This window comes from Chloroflexus sp., from assembly GCF_049970315.1.
Taxonomy (GTDB): Bacteria; Chloroflexota; Chloroflexia; order Chloroflexales; family Chloroflexaceae; genus Chloroflexus.
The window spans coordinates 91,628-107,507 of record NZ_JBMFNE010000010.1; the positions used below are offsets into that span (position 1 = coordinate 91,628).

The 15,880-nt window shown below is 54.9% G+C and carries 13 protein-coding genes; 9 read left to right on the forward strand and 4 right to left on the reverse strand.

Going from position 1 to position 15,880, the window contains the following annotated elements; genetic code table 11:
* Positions 1–53: 53 nt before the first annotated feature.
* From ACP5OT_RS09045 to aroQ, 4 genes are all read left to right on the forward strand, one after another.
* Positions 54–1,049, forward strand: coding sequence for a sugar phosphate isomerase/epimerase family protein (locus ACP5OT_RS09045; RefSeq protein WP_424674524.1), 996 nt, complete (start codon positions 54–56; stop codon positions 1,047–1,049).
* A 224-nt stretch (positions 1,050–1,273) separates the two neighbouring features.
* Positions 1,274–4,900: a beta strand repeat-containing protein gene (locus ACP5OT_RS09050; protein ID WP_424674502.1), complete on the forward strand. Its 3,627-nt coding sequence runs from the start codon at positions 1,274–1,276 to the stop codon at positions 4,898–4,900.
* A 10-nt stretch (positions 4,901–4,910) separates the two neighbouring features.
* The gene (locus ACP5OT_RS09055) at positions 4,911–10,061 is read left to right on the forward strand and encodes a beta strand repeat-containing protein (RefSeq protein ID WP_428131947.1); all 5,151 of its coding nucleotides are present in this window, start codon (positions 4,911–4,913) and stop codon (positions 10,059–10,061) included.
* Between the two features lie 37 nt (positions 10,062–10,098).
* Positions 10,099–10,542, forward strand: a complete 444-nt coding sequence (gene aroQ / locus ACP5OT_RS09060) for a type II 3-dehydroquinate dehydratase (RefSeq protein ID WP_424674504.1) — start codon at positions 10,099–10,101, stop codon at positions 10,540–10,542.
* A 128-nt stretch (positions 10,543–10,670) separates the two neighbouring features.
* On the opposite strand, the gene ACP5OT_RS09065 is transcribed toward aroQ, so the two are convergent.
* Genes ACP5OT_RS09065 through ACP5OT_RS09075 form a run of 3 tightly spaced genes read right to left on the reverse strand, consistent with a single transcriptional unit; the run spans position 10,671 to position 12,062 of the window.
* Entirely contained in the window at positions 10,671–11,345 is a 675-nt protein-coding gene (locus ACP5OT_RS09065; RefSeq protein ID WP_428131949.1) for an amidohydrolase family protein, read from the reverse strand.
* Positions 11,300–11,674: a hypothetical protein gene (locus ACP5OT_RS09070; protein ID WP_428131952.1), complete on the reverse strand. Its 375-nt coding sequence runs from the start codon at positions 11,672–11,674 to the stop codon at positions 11,300–11,302. Before ACP5OT_RS09070 ends, ACP5OT_RS09065 begins: the two co-directional genes overlap by 46 nt.
* Positions 11,667–12,062, reverse strand: coding sequence for a metal-sulfur cluster assembly factor (locus ACP5OT_RS09075; RefSeq protein ID WP_424674507.1), 396 nt, complete (start codon positions 12,060–12,062; stop codon positions 11,667–11,669). Before ACP5OT_RS09075 ends, ACP5OT_RS09070 begins: the two co-directional genes overlap by 8 nt.
* A 300-nt stretch (positions 12,063–12,362) precedes the next feature.
* Here ACP5OT_RS09075 and ACP5OT_RS09080 point away from each other — a divergent pair, with 300 nt between their 5' ends.
* From ACP5OT_RS09080 to ACP5OT_RS09100, 5 genes are all read left to right on the forward strand, one after another.
* Complete coding sequence (locus tag ACP5OT_RS09080; RefSeq protein ID WP_424674508.1) at positions 12,363–12,872, forward strand: MogA/MoaB family molybdenum cofactor biosynthesis protein; 510 nt, start codon at positions 12,363–12,365, stop codon at positions 12,870–12,872.
* Between the two features lie 79 nt (positions 12,873–12,951).
* Positions 12,952–13,590, forward strand: a complete 639-nt coding sequence (locus ACP5OT_RS09085) for a 4-vinyl reductase (RefSeq protein WP_287904450.1) — start codon at positions 12,952–12,954, stop codon at positions 13,588–13,590.
* Between the two features lie 4 nt (positions 13,591–13,594).
* On the forward strand, positions 13,595–13,807 hold the full coding sequence (gene yidD, locus ACP5OT_RS09090) for a membrane protein insertion efficiency factor YidD (protein WP_424674509.1): 213 nt from the start codon (positions 13,595–13,597) through the stop codon (positions 13,805–13,807).
* 149 nt (positions 13,808–13,956) lie between these two features.
* A complete protein-coding gene (locus ACP5OT_RS09095) occupies positions 13,957–14,631 on the forward strand; it encodes an RNA polymerase sigma factor (RefSeq protein WP_424674510.1) in 675 nt (224 codons plus the stop codon).
* Positions 14,632–14,634: 3 nt separating this feature from the next.
* Positions 14,635–15,090 (forward strand): anti-sigma factor, encoded by a 456-nt coding sequence (locus ACP5OT_RS09100; RefSeq protein ID WP_424674511.1) that lies wholly within the window; start codon positions 14,635–14,637, stop codon positions 15,088–15,090.
* Between the two features lie 65 nt (positions 15,091–15,155).
* Here the strand turns inward: ACP5OT_RS09100 and ACP5OT_RS09105 are convergent, their stop codons facing one another.
* Positions 15,156–15,761 carry a hypothetical protein gene (locus ACP5OT_RS09105; RefSeq protein ID WP_424674512.1) on the reverse strand — a complete coding sequence of 202 codons (606 nt, stop codon included), beginning with the start codon at positions 15,759–15,761 and terminating at the stop codon, positions 15,156–15,158.
* Positions 15,762–15,880: the final 119 nt, after the last annotated feature.

The window sequence follows — 15,880 nt, forward strand, 5'->3', positions numbered from 1 at the left end:
GCCACGTGTGGTATCATAATGTTCTACACTATTGGTGTTGATGAGGTTTGGCCGTGTTCATCGGTCTTTCCGCTTTAAGTTTTAGCTATCGCTGTGGCCTGATCGGGCGTGGGACGGTGCGTGCCGTTAGTCATCCACTTGGTGTCGAAGATATCATCACTCTGGCAACCCGCGCCGGTCTGCAAAGTATTGAGTTTCCCCTCAGTATGCTACCCGATCTGTCGCCCAACCGGCTCAGTACACTCCGCGAGCGGTGCAATCGCTGTGGTCTCACACCGGTTGTTGATAGCGAGATTGTCGACATCGAACTGTTAAAGGCTCATATTCCGGCAGCGGCGATACTCGGTGCACACGTGCTGCGTGTCCTGATCAGCCCAGTACTTGAAGGGTATCGTCGTTCTTTCACCGACAACTGGTCGGCACATTTGGCCGATGTCACGACCCGTCTGCGTGCGGTGATCGATCTGGCCGCCGAACACAATATTGTGCTGGCAGTTGAAAACCATCAGGATGCAACGAGCGCCGATCTTGCTGCGATCTGCACCGCAGTCGATAGCCCCTTCATCGGTGTCTGCTTCGATGCTGTGAACTGCCTTGTTGTCGGTGAAACACCGTATACGGCGTTTGAACGGCTCGGCCCACTGATTCGGAATGTACATCTGGCCGATTATGAAACGTACCCCACCACCCAAGGTTGGCGACTCGTGCGTTGTGCGCTCGGCGAGGGCGACCTGGACATTCGTCGTCTGTTTGGCCTGATCGAGCAGTATGCGCCTGATGTCGCGTGTCAGATTGAGCTGGTCAGTCATAGTGCTCGTCACGTGCGTATTCTCGATGATGACTGGTGGCAAGGGTATCCGCCCTGCGATGTGCGTGAGGTGCTGCCGGTCTTGCGGCTGTTTGCCCAAACGATGCGCCTCCGTGACGATGACTGGCGCACGCCGTGGGAACGCGGTTCCGGTGAAGAGCAGATCAGTCTATACGAAGATCAACAGTACGCAACTTCAATCGCCTACCTGCGCACCATTGGGGTCTTACCTCGCTTGTAAAATCAGGACTAAAGACCTGTTGCTCGACATCATTCCAATCCGCCATGCTACAATCAACAGCAACAGGTAAGCCAAAGCACATCAAGGGTGACCAGCACCCTCAATGCTGCGTATTGTTCGTTGAGGCAAAGGATATGTACAGGCGCAGAGTATGGTGGATTGCGATTCTTCTGTTCATCGCAAGTATACTGCTATGGCCCAAAGTGAGTCTGGGGCAATCAGAAGTGACCGAGTTTTTTGTCGATACACTGGCCGATACAGCAGTCACGGATCTGAATAACCATTGTATCGACTCGCTCGCTAACAACAATTGTAGTCTGCGCCAAGCCATCGCCAAAGCAAACGCCACCTCCGGGACAAACCCGATCAGTATCAACTTCAACTTGATCACCGAAGGTACTGTAGGCACCCCTCCTTACGTCATTACGCTAACCGAACGACTGCCTCCGCTAACCCGACCAAACGTGGTGATTAGCGCCGATCTATCGTTTGGCACTCCACTGATTGCTATTAATGCCAACGGCGCCGATGCGGGTTTAGTACTGAACGGTGGTAATGCCACGATTGAAGGATTGGTCATCTATGGTGCTAGTAGCGATGCCGGAAGCTATCGCGGCAGTGGGATCTATATCAGCAGCGCCGGTAATACGGTGCGGAATTGCATTATTGGACTACAGCTTGATGGAACAGTGCCACCCGATGCCCAGCGGAATCGCAACGGCATCGTGATCATTGGCAGTGCGGCCCGTAATAATCAGATTGGTGATGTAACCAAACCGAATACGATTGCCGGTAATATCGCGAATGGGATTGTCATCACAAACGCTTCACAAAACACGATCAAGGCCAATCGGATCGGTGTGCTGTTCACAACCTCAACCGTCGCTCGATCGAACGGTGGGTACGGTATTCAGATTCTGAGCGACCTTACCATCGATCCTAATGCCCGAACTGAACTCAACATTGTCGGCGGCGCCACAAATGCTGAACGCAATATCATCGGTGCGAATTCATTGAGCGGTATTCTTATCGGCGGCACACAGACTTATACGACAACCATCAGTAGTAACCTTATCGGCGTAAATCTCGACGGTGAACCGGCGTTTGGTAACGGCGGCGATGGTATCCGGATCGAAGATGGCGCCCGAGGAACGATGATCGGCAGCCCTAACGTCACCCAACCGCTCGTGATCAGCGGTAACAACGGGTATGGAATACACGTGCGGAGTGGTGGTGGAGCGGCACCGGTGCAAACAATGATCAATGGGTATACAGTGATTGGGCTAAGTCGGAGCCGCACGAGCACCCGCCCGAACAACCAGGGTGGGATCCGATTTAGCGAAAGCACCGGCACGGCAACAATCGGCAGTGATAACGGAGATGTGCAGATCGGCGGTAACGGTGGACCAGGTATTTGGATCGGTAACGGGGTTGCTAACGCCACCATCACGCGCACGTTTGTCGGCGTTCTCCCCAACGTCACAACAACCTTTGTCAATAATGGCGGTATCCGGTTTGATGGTGTTGCTGAAGTGACAATGACCAGATCGGTCATTGCTGCCAACACCAATTATGATGTTCACATCAATAATGTGGGCCGGGTAACGCTCGACGGTAATATCATCGGTCTCAGTGCCGATGGTCGTACTGCACTCGGTAGTACGAGCGCCGGGATTACGGTAGTCAATAGCGCCAACGTAACCATCGGTGATAGTAGTGGAAATGTGATTGCAGCAACCAATGGCCCTGGGATCGAGATCGGTGGCACGACTAATCTAACCATTACTATTCGTGCTAATACCTTCGGGCTGCGCCGCGATACAACCGGTGATGCGTTTAGTGTTGCTGCCCCAAACAACGGCCCTGCAATTAGAGTCGGGAACAGCGCACAGATAACCATTGCCAACAATCTGATCGCCGGTGATGGTAGCAATACCGGTATTGAACTACATAATGTCGAGCAGGTAACCGTTCAGCAGAATCAAATCGGCTGGATCGCCGATCCGAACGGTGGGTCGAACCCGCTCCCTCGTCCGGCCAGGATTGGCATTGCCCTCACCAATGTGACAACGGCTACCCTCGCTGCCAATCAAATCCGCCTCAACGCAGATGATGGGATTCAACTGACTCATTCATCCGCCATCACCATCAACAATAATAACGTCATTGAGCAGAACAACGGAGATGGAGTTCAAGTTGGCGGTACGAGCCTCGGTGTTACCATCACGACCAATCGATTACGCGCTAACACCGGTTACGGCGTCCGCGTTACCGACAACGCCCGCCGCGTCAGTATTACACAAAATCAGATGGCGGCCAATACGCTGGGCGGGATCGCGTTGGTCAATACAACGTTGTACAACGGCACACTACCTGATCCTGATCAGAACCTCGACCGGCCAAACCATAGCATCGATCCGCCGTTTAACCTCCAGCTCTTCCAAGACGGTGGTGTGAGTGGGAATGTCTTTACCAGTACTGCCGAACAGGAAGCAAATCTTGAGCCGGTATCGGCATGTGTTAGTTGTTCCATCCAAATTTACAGCACCGATCCCGATCTACCGACACCGGACGAGCAAGGTTGGCAGCAACTCGCTAATGTCAGTGTGAATGGGGCCGGTGCATTCAGCACACTTCTTAGTCCGCCACCACAGAGCTATCGTCAGCTCGTCTTCGCGGCTACCGACCAATTCGGTAATACTTCAGTCTTCCGTTCCTTCACACCGGTCTTTGATCTACGACTGATTCCAATCGATCCGATTGAACAGAGTGCTGCTCCCGGTAGCACCATCAACTACCGACTACGGATCGAAAACCACGGAAACCTTGGCGTTAATCGGATCCGGCTTACCACAACCGGAACCCTCAGCGGGTGGACAGCGACCGTCGCGCCGAGCGAACGCTTTACCCTCTTGCCTGGTGCCAGCCAGCTCCTTACCGTTACCCTCACGCTGCCGACGGGTTCTCATCCATCGGTGCAAGTACCGATTACCGACACGACAACCCTCTCGCTAACGGCGCCGGCTCTCAATCCGATTACACAAACCCTCACTACCACCGTCCAGGCTCTACCGGTACTCATCGCCGATCCGGTTAATAGTACAGCGACCGTTCTCCCTGCCGACACGTACATCTACCACCACCGCATCACTAACAATGGTAATGTGACGGTGCCGGTTGACGTTAGTGCCGCTACCGCCGATCCGATTGGACTAGACACCTACAACACCACTGTGTTGACACCGACGGTTACATTAGCGCCGGGAGCCAGCGCCGAGATTGCAGTTCGTATCACTGTACCGTCAGCCGCCCAGACTACCGACCCCGACGGTAATCCGCTACGGGCCACAACCGTGATTACCGCTACCCCACGTGGCTTCGGCGCACAAACCATCACGATGAGTGACACAACCAGCGTCGGGTTGCGGTATGGGGCCGAATTACGCAGCAGCTATGAACAAGACGTGCAAGCTGGTCGCGAGGTCGTCTTCTTGCACACGCTGCGCAATACCAGCAATGGCCGCGCAACCTTCCAACTCAATTTTGCCGCCAGCCGTGGCAGTACAATGGTAGCCTTTGAGTCAGGAACGAGTGGTGTTACGATCAGCGGCAATACGGTGACACTCGACAACATCGCCGGCGCCGGTCGGATTAATCAGATTACGTTACGTGTCCGAGTACGGATCAGTGAATTGATTTTGCCCGGTAGCCGCGAAACGTTACGCATTTGGGCATCAATCCCCGGTTCGACTGAACCGCTGAGCGGGGCAGAAGTTCAGAATACAGCAATTGTCCGCGACTCATCAGGCGTCTTGGTACCGGTAGTCTGGATTCCGCTCATACTCCAGTAGGAATGGCCCTATGCACCGTCATCTGCACGTTGCCATCCTGATAATTATCTTGATCGGCTTGTTGCCTACAACCAAACCGGTCTACGCCGCTGCATTTGTAGTTAACTCACTGGCCGACACCGACGACGGGACTTGTACCACCAGTGCCAACGGATGTACACTGCGCGAAGCTATCAATGCCGCGAACAGTAATGGTATCCCCGACACGATCACCTTTAGCGTGAGCGGAACGATCTACATCCAAAACGCCGGGCTACCACCACTAACCGAAGGCAATACCACGATTGACGGTGGCAATGGGCATACGGTGGTCATCAGCGGCGAACAGTTGCGTGACGCTAACGATACCCCGATCCCAGCGCATGGTTTGGGCATCGCATCCAATAACAACGTTATTCGCGGACTGGTGATTATCCGCTTTAGTCGCGGTACCAGTGTCGGCGGTGCCGGTATTTACCTGTATAACAATGCGCAGAACAATCTGATCGCTAATAACTGGATCGGCCATCTGAACGGTTTGCCTGAACCGAACACGGGGTATGGTATCCTCGTCGATGGTGGCGCAAGCAATAACCGGATCGGAACCGGTGATCCGTCTGATCGTAATGTCATAAGTGGTAATGTCATTGCCGATATTTCGATTGGTAATACCACGAGCACTGCCTTCGTTAGTGGTAACCAAATCCTTGGCAACTACATCGGCACGACCGTTGCCGGCGATGCCGCCCTACCGGTCACACCGTTAACGACAAACCTCGGTGGTATCGCTATTGAGCAATATGCCCGCGACACCATTATCAGTGGTAATGTGATCGGTGGTTATCTCGGTTCCAACGCTGCCGGTATTGTGCTCTTTAGCAACTCGACAAGCGCCGGCTCGCCCAGCATTCCACGTACTACCCGGATTACCGGCAACTGGATCGGCGTTACACCTACCGGTACGGTTATTGCCAACCGGATCGGTATTTTAGTTTCGGGCGGCGCTGTGTACGGTGCAATCGACACGGTGATCGGTGATCCAATTGACCCGGTGGGTGGGCGAAATTATATTAGCGGCAACACCAACGGCGGGATTGTGATCAGCGATACCCAATTCGCGACCGGCCCTATGACTATTGTCGGGAACTGGATCGGTGTTGCCCTCAATGCAGGTGGTAATCCCTTCCCGGTCGGTAACGGCACGATCAATCAAGTGAACGGTGGTGAAGGTGTTTTCGTTGGACGCAACAGTGTAAACACCGTTATCGGGCCGGGCAACGTGATTGTCGGTGCGCGCACGAATGCGATCCGCATTCGATCCGGTAACACGATTGTGCGGGGCAACTATCTGGGTACCGATCCAACTGGTTCCCAAACAACCACCACCACTATCAACCAACCAACTGTTGGCTACGGTACTGGTGACGCCACGGTCTATATTGAGAACGGTAGTAATTCGCAGATCGGCGGACCCAACCCGTCCGACCGTAATGTGATCGCCGCCGGTAACTTTGCTTATACCGGATCGGGGGCAGCGGTATTGATCGAACCATGCACTACCTGTACCGCTAACAGCAACATCGTAGAGGGGAACTATCTCGGTGTGCGGGCTGATGGTAACGGCATCCTTGCCAGCAGCATTGTTGCCGAGAGTGAAGGATTACGACTAAGTGGCGTCAGTAATACGACAGTACGTAACAATCTCATTGGTGGCGTCGACCGCGGCATCAATATACGTAATAATGCGAGTAGTAATCTGATCGTTGGTAACCGTATCGGTGTCCGCGCTTCGAGTAGCGAGACACCGGGAAGTGGTACGACTACTCGTAAAGATGGTATCCAACTCAATAGTGGTAGTAATAATCGAATTGAAAATAACCTTATCGCCTTTACCGGCCAGGCTAATGTAAACCCCTTCAGTACCGCTCACGGCATTACCGTTAACAGTAGCAACAACCAACTAATCGGCAACCGATTGGTGCGCAATGGTCGGTTAAGTTTCGGTCATGGTATCTTTGTCGCCAACAGTATTTCGGGAGTATTGATCTCGCGCAACACGACCCAAAATAACGAAGGTGACGGTATTAGCCTTGGTAGTGGAGCTAACGGTGGGTTAGTCGCGCCAACCTTCAACCCGATTACCGCCGGTTCGCCAATTGTCACCGGATCGACGGGCTGCGGAGCAAACTGCGTAGTCGAAATCTTTACCACCAGCGCCAGTATTACCGACCGCGATCGGGAGGGGCCGGTCTTCTTGACCAGCGTTACGACGACAACCGGCGGCAGTTTCAGCGCCAACGTTACCGGTTGTCTTGGTTATATCACCGCTACCGTCCACAATCCGACAACCGGCAATAGTTCACCGTTCTCCAACGCGCTCAACGTCAGTGCCACCGATGCCTGTGCCACACCAACCGCTACGCTCACCGTGACCGGTGGCAGTAGTCGGGTTGTGAGTATCGGTAGCACATCGACGTACACGTTGACTCTTAGCCATACTGCATCGGTCACCCGTACCTATACCTTAAACCTTACCAGCGATCGCGGCTGGACGAGCGGTCCCGCTCTGGTCGAGGTGCCACCCCAAGGCAGCACCGAGATACTGATCGGCGTTCTCGTGCCGTTTACAGCGGCAGCCGGTGATACCGACACCACGACTGTTACCGCACGCAGCGATCAAACGGTCTCGAACAGTATCACCCTAACGACCGTTGCCCAAGCCGCGACCATTACTCCCGCGCAACCGGTAGTCTCGCCCGGTTACATTATCGAACGCAGCGGGAATACGATCACTTTTACCCATACTGTGACCAATACCGGCCAGTTGACCGGTAATCTCAGCGTGATCCGACCTGACGGCAGCAGCGGCTTACCGGCATTCAGCGGTACGCCACCGACCGGATGGAGTATTGTTTCGGCTACATTCGGCAGCACAACACTGACTGCCGGTGCCACGACGACACTCACCATTGTCGTCAATGTACCGGATAGTGGAACCCTCATTGCCGGTGATTACCCGTTTGCATTCCGCGTGCGCGCGGTGAGTCAGCAGGGCACGCAGATCTTCACGGAGCAGAGCGATCCGCCGACGACCGATACTGTGCGCGTTCCGGTGGTGCGCAGCTTCGAGTTTACTGCTCTGGACCCAACCACCCGCCAATTGACACCGGGCAGTTCGGTTGAGTTTAGCTATGTGCTGACCAACACCGGCAACTTTACCGATACCTTTCTCATCACACCACCGACCGGCACAACTCCCGCTTCCAGCCTGACGTTTGCCGCCGCCCCAGCCAGCAACTTCACCTTGGCCGCCGGACAATCGCGCCCGATCACTCTCACCGTTACCGCTGGCGCCAGTGAGCCGGTTGGCTTCTACAACTTTACCGTCCAAGCCGGTGTCACCAGCGGCGCTAACCCGCCAGCCAACCGCACGGCGACTGGCACGGCGCAGGTCATCGGCGGCGGCACGCCGATCTTTGTGGGTACGCCAATCGTGGCCCCTAACCCGGTTGATCCCGGTGCGACGGCAACGATCACTATCACCGTGCGCAACGGCGGCAATGCGCCGGCCCCGTTTGATTTTGAGCAAACCTTACCTACCGGCTGGAACCTCGCCGGTAGCAGCACCACCTGCCCCTCGCCAGTGCCGACCAATAGCAGCACCTGTACATACACCTTACAAGTAGATGTGCCAGCGACGGCTGATGGCGGCGATACGCTAATCGAAGTGCGTGCAATTGCCCGTAACGGCGGCCAGACCCCGCCTGCACCCGATAGCACGGCGAGTACAACCGCCACGGTAACGGTGACGACGATCCGCAATCTGAGCTTCGCGCCCACCCCGCTCGATGCGAATGCCGATCCGGGGGCAACCGTCACCTTTACCCACACCTTGACCAACACCGGCAATGCACCCGACCGCTTCACCCTCAGCCTCAGCGGGTTACCGAGCGGCTGGACGGCGACGGTCGATCCGGTGGCGACGCCTATCCTTGCGCGTAATGCCAGTATCACGGTGACCGTGCAGATCACGGTTCCAACCGGCATCGCCGCCGGCGCAACCGCAACCGCCGCCATCCGCGCCACCTCGCAAGGCAATCCGACAGTATATGCCGATGTTGCTGATAGCGTCACCGTCAATGCGGTGAACGGAGCTGTACTCTCGCCGGGCACAACGGTGAACAGTACGCCGGGCGCAACCGTTGTCTTGACCCACACCCTCCAGAACAGCGGCTCAACCACTACTGCCTATGATTTGGCCGCCCAGAGTGCCGATCCCGGTTGGTCAGCACCGGTCATCGAACCGGTCACCACGCCCGTCCTCACGCCGGGAAGCAGTATGCTCATTACGGTGACTGTCACTGTCCCTGCCACCGCACCACCCGGTACCAGCAATCTGATCACCGTTACTGCCCGCGCCACCGGCGACACAACCATACTGGCAAGCGCCGAGCACACCATCCAAGTCGGTGCTTTACGGAATGTAGTAATCGAACCAGAACGTAACGTGATCGCATTACCCGACATGACTACCGTCATTACGCACACGGTACGCAACATCGGTTTCAGCGCCGATTCGTACACTATTACCGCACTTCAAGGCGACGGATTAAGCGCCATTGCGACACCGAACCAAATTGATTTAGGACCGGGTGAAAGTCGTGAAATTGCGGTCTTGTTAACCTTACCAGCAGGTCTTGCTGCCGATACCGTGCTGAGCAATTTGCGAGTCACTGCTATCTCTCGCAGTGATCCGTCGGTCAAAGCAAGTGTGCTCGATCGGGTGAGGGTAGGGCTGGTAACCGGTGTCGTACTGAGCAGTGACCGTCTACGTGGCATCCCGTCTGGGATCAACCGGCTCACTTTTAGTGGGATCGAACTCGAAAATCTGGGCAATGCGCTCGACACCTTCGATCTGACAGTGAGTGGGCTGGATAGTAGGTTCGGGGTGACGGTGATCCCCAACGAAATTACCCTCAACGGCGGCCAACGCGATGTTGGGATCAGGGTCATCGTCAACCTCCCGCCGATCCAGCCGGCAGCACTGCGCCACGACCTGGTGCTTACTGCGACATCGCGGCGCGATCCGTCACAACAGAGTAGGATTCGGCTTTCAATGATCTATCTCTATCGGGCAGATATGTTTGGCGAACCGATCTTTATACCACTGGTAAGTCGCTAAATCATCAATTGGAAACAATACCAAAGAGAACACGGTGATGACAGCTACCATTCTCGTAATTCACGGCCCCAACCTGAACATGTTGGGCCGACGTGAACCCCACATCTACGGCACCACCACGCTGGCCGACATCAACACCGCCCTCCAACAGCGTGGTGCCGAGGCAGATGTTCAGGTCATCTGCATTCAATCGAACCACGAAGGGGAACTCGTCGACGCCATTCAACGCCACGGTTGGGATGCACAGGGCATTATCATCAATCCGGGCGCCCTCACGCATTATGGCCTCTCCTTGCGTGATGCCCTTGCTATGCTTTCGACGCCGATCATCGAGGTTCATCTGTCGAACGTCTATCAACGCGAAGCGTTTCGTCACACCTCGGTCATTGCCCCGATTGCACGTGGTCAGATTACCGGGTTGGGTTGGCGAGGGTATCTCTTAGCGCTGGAATGGTTATTAACTGAGCTACGTGACACGTAACAGTATCGGTGGCCTTATGCACCACCAACACAACACCGAAAGAACGCAAGAGGGGTGAACCGACGATCACCCCTCTTGCCACAGATGGCACCCGCCGGTACCTCACCTCATCGTGGAGCCGTCACTCGTCACGCTGCCAAACCGAGGCTACGTTTCTTCTCCTCAACGTCAATCCCGTGCAGGCGGGCCAGATTCAAGCCCAAAATCTTCTTCTTCGCCTCTTTCGTTAACTGGCCACAACCATAGCCTTCAACAATATCTTCGGGCAGTTCAAACTCCCAGAACGCCTTGAGTGCACCACGTAGATGCCAGATCGGCGTCTCACCACCGTAGATAATCTTATCCTCGCCGCACCAGAAGAGCAGCTTCGCCATCGTCTCGGCAAACACCCGCGGCGACCGCGTTACGAAATTGACCGTTGCCGCAATCGAGGCATAGAGGTTCGGATAGCGCACCAACTGCCAGCACACCTCATCGATGAAGGGTAAGCCAACGTGGAAGATGATAAAGTTAATCTCGGGGAAATTCGCCGCCGCACCATCCATATCCCATGCTTGGGTATGTTCGATGGGTTGTGGGCCAAGCGGCACGCCCTTATGCACACCGATGATATTGACACCTAATTCCAGCGCCTTCTCGAAGATTGGAAAGGCGACTCGTGGGTCATCCATCCGCCATGGGAAGGGCTGACCATAATCGTAGCGGACATTATAGAGCTTAAACCCGCGTGCGCCATACTCCTTCACCTGAATCTCCATCAGATCGAGCGCTTTTTTGCCCTCGAGGGGATTAATCGTCCCCAAAAGATGGCTCGATCCGGGTAGAGCCGTGCCATCTCGGCGCACCGCTCCCACGACGACAAGCCATCTTTGAACAAATCGGTCAGCGGCAGCGGTTGGGCGACGATCATATCGGTCGGGCTTTCATCAAACACCATGCGCCCGATCTCTTCAGGATGCCACTGGCGCATATACTCTTCGGGGCTGAGGGTCTTCTCACCGGGCGCATTCAGCACTTGGTGAAAGGCGTAGAGATGATCAATAAACATCTCACCCGGTTTGCCGAACGCATTCGATTTATCAAAATTAAACACGTGACAGACACAATCGAACACAAAGGCGTCTTCAATCATTGCGCACCTCCTGTTGCGCACTCCGCAGCCGAGCTTCACGTAGTGGTAGCAACTGTTCAAGTGGCAACCGCAACCGTTCACGGGCTAAAGCTGACATCCGTTCCGGTGACCAAGGTGTATCCCACGTAATGTTCACCTGCACATGCTCGACCCCGGGCAGTCGCTTCACCTCCTCTTCCATCATTTGCAGCAGATGAACGGCAAACGGACACCAACCGGTGGTAAGAATAATATCGATCCCCACCTGTGTACCGTCAACCGTTACCCGCTCAACCAGCCCCATATCGACGACACTCACCTGTCGCTCCTTGCAGCATGGGTCGTAACAGCGCCGTAGAGCGGCTATCACCTCATCGTGATCGACACCAACCGTTGTGGTTGCTAACATTGACACCTCCACCGATGCAGGCCGAATACCGAATCGAGGAGAGAACGCAAAGGAGGAACGCTACGCTGTGGAATATTAGGGGTGAAGATGGGATGAGATCTGAGACAACTATATCACATTCCGATTTGGAATACAAGGTATTTGCAAGATAACAGTGCAGAAATTTGCCTCAGTGTTTATCACATTTATCGAGAACTGATTGCGACAGTATACCAACTGCGTGCTTGTCGTTCTCGCATTGGCACATCTGCCCAAAATATGGTAGGATACAGCAAGTTAACCAACGGCGAGGGCTATCCTATGGGTCACCAAGAACACCGTCAGTCGGCAGCAGCACAAACGGCATCCATTCCTTGTGCAGTCCTCACGATTAGCGATAGCCGTACTGAAGCCACCGATGAAAGTGGGCACTTTATTCGTACTACATTGACGCAAGCCGGTCATAATGTGGTACAATATGCCGTGGTGCGAGATGAGCCGGCGCAGATCGTAGAGATGGTGCGTCGTTTTGCTGCTGAAGGGTGTAAAGTTATCATCACCAACGGCGGCACCGGAATTGCCCGACGTGACAGCACCTTTGAAGCGATTGATGCCTTGCTCGAGAAACGGTTGCCCGGCTTTGGTGAGCTATTCCGCATGCTCTCCTTCGCCGAAATTGGGCCGGCAGCAATGCTCTCACGTGCAACTGCCGGTGTCTTCGGTGAAACACTGATCTTTTGTCTACCGGGTTCACCTAACGCCGTCCAGCTCGGCATGGAACGCCTCATCTTGCCCGAACTAGCGCATTTGGTATGGGAGACGGTGCGCTAATAGCGATTTTCTGTTATAGTATGAGCATTCGTGGAACAAATCGTTCTCTTCGTTGCTGTGAGAAGGAGCCAGAGAACCCATGACGTCAGTAGAAGCCTTCCGCGGCCTGTACTACCCTAACAAGATCGGCCGACTCTGCTTCCTGTCGCTGGAGGAAGTCATGGGTCAGAACGGCGTGAAGGCCCTGCTCCGGCTTGCCGATCTGCACCAGTACATCGATGCCTATCCGCCAAACGACTTGAAGCGCGAGTTTCCCTTTGAGGCTATCTCGAAGTATTCGGTCGCGCTCGGCACGATGTACGGGCCGCGTGGAGCACGCGGTCTTGAGTTGCGCGCCGGACGGGTTGCGTTCTCGCTTGGTCTGAAGGAGTTCGGCCCGCTACTTGGGATGGCGGATTTGGCACTGAAGCTGATGCCGATCACCATGAAACTCAAGATCGTGCTGAACGCCACTGCCCAAACATTTGACCGCTTCTCCGACCAGTCGAGCCATGTCGAGGAGGAACGCGGGCGCTTTGTCTACCACATTACCCGCTGCTCAAACTGCATTACCCGACCTGAACCCGGCCCGGTGTTCTATATCGCCCGTGGTATCCTCGAAGAGGCTACCGCCTGGGTGAGCGGTGGACGCCGGTTCGCCGTTGAGCAGATCTCATGTATCGGTCAGGGGAATTGTGAGTCGTGCGCCTTTGCTATCGGTAAGGATCCATTGGAGTAACCGTATGCTCCGCTGGCTACTTCTAAAAATCATTCGGTTTTATCAAGTCGCCATCTCGCCGTGGACGCCGCCGAGCTGTATCTATACCCCCACCTGCTCGCACTACGGCTACGAGGCGATACAGAAGTACGGTGCCTTGCGTGGTGGCTGGCTGACGATTAAACGTATTGCTCGCTGCCATCCTTTCGCTCGCGGCGGTTACGATCCGGTACCGTAAGCATATTCTGAGCGCCGCGTGACTGCGGCGCTCGGTTTTTTTCTGCGCAACTTTTTCCACCGCGCCGTCGTCTATATCTTCAGCCAAGCTCGCTGTCTCTGAGCTACAGCGAGGATGTGATACCGCCGATGGTATCAGGAGTATGAACTGTGGCTGAACCATCTCGCGAGACGATTGTGCGTGCCCAACAGGGCGATCAACAGGCATTGACCGATCTGATTATTAGTCAACAGCATTATGTCTATAGCATCGCGATGAGCGTGTTGAAAAATGCTGATGACGCCGCCGATCTGACCCAAGAGGCTTTTATTCGTCTGTTTCGTACTCTTCCTCAGTACAACGGCGAAAGTCGCTTTACCACATGGCTGTACCGGCTCGTCGTGAATCTGTGCCGCGATGAACTCCGTCGACGTGGACGGCAAGCGCCGATTGTGCCACCTACCCCCGACGACGATGAGTTCGATGCCTTGCATACGGTGGCTGATACTGACCGCTTGATCGATCCTGCCCAGTCCCTAGACTTAAACCAGTTACGTCTAGAAGTACGACGAGCGCTCGAACAACTTGAACCACATTACCGGCTGGTGCTTACGCTGTATTATTTCGAGGACCTGAAGTATACCGATATTGCCGAAATCCTTGACCTACCGCTCAATACGGTCAAGAGTCACATCCGCCGCGGTAAGGAGCGATTAGCCCAACTGTTACAAGCCGATGAACCACCAACAGCGCGTGCTGTTCGTCAGCCGACACAGAAGCCGGCTGACGAACACTTGCTGTGTATTACACCGCTACGCCTGCTGCCGGGGTGGGGGAGGAGGTGAAGGATGAGCACGCCATTGCCAACACCACCAGAAGAATTGCTCGATGCAGCTCTCCGCCACGAGTTGCGGTGGGAAGCACCACCAGAGCTGACCAACCGTCTGCTACAACTGGTGCCCGGTGCAACTGTACCCCCAACCCCCGATGCACCACTGCCGCGCTGGCGTCTTTATCTTGCTTTGGGTTTGATCGTCATAACGTCACTGCTCTCAATTGTTGGCGCAGCCTATTTCTACCAGATCCTTTGGTTCCAGCTTGGTATTGACACGATCTTCACTCAACTGGAAGCATGGCCAGACCGCTTCCTCCAGATGCTGTATACGATGGTGCCCTTTGCCCGCGAAGTGATCGGTATCGCTGCTCTGATCCGTGATCAGTTGCACTGGATATTGCTGGCAGTCATTCTCTGGATACTACTCGACGCTGCCCAATCGGAACACCAGCTTGCCCACAACCAATAGCCGATAATCGTACCAACAGGTGAGGTAAGACAGGGTGGGGATAGGTGGACAACCTACCCCATCATTTATGCCGTCGGTACCGGTTCAGACCAAAGATAGCTGGCCCACTCTTCGTCCGGGTAGACCCGCTGTGGCCGCAACGGGTTGATCCGGCCATTGAGCATGGTACCGCGATGCAATTTAGGCAAACCGGTCTCTTCAACGAGCCACAGCACCCGTGCTTCATACGGACGATTCGCCGGTGGATATACCCATAGCGTTAGTTCAAGTTCAACCGCCCGCATGAGAATTGCCCGTTTGTACGAGCCGACCATCTCAACCTTCAATACCTCGGCACGTACCGGCACTGAAGTCGCTAGATCACGCTCCATCGCCTGCCGGATCAGTATATAACGACGCTCAAACCGGCGAATCGCTGTGTGTACCGGTGGAATGAGGAGCAAGGAAGTGCTGATCACGGCATACGGTAGCATCTGCCTCAGATCAAGTCGCTGCTCAGTACCATTAACCGTGCGGCAACGAAAATGGAGTGACCCTTCATCGCGTACCGGCTGGAGCTCACCAACACAGATCAATGGCCCCATCACACGCGCCAGATCCGGCATAAAGACCAGACCGGTCGTGCCGCAAATAAACCCTAACAACAAGCTGAGCGCGATTCGGGTAAACATAGTGCGTTCCTCGCGAGGATTGTGATGTTGCCGAACGCCATTGGCCGATGGAAGTACGGGTATACGAACGCAGGAAAAAGGCACTGCATCGGCCTTATCTTATGTCTGATTGTAGCACA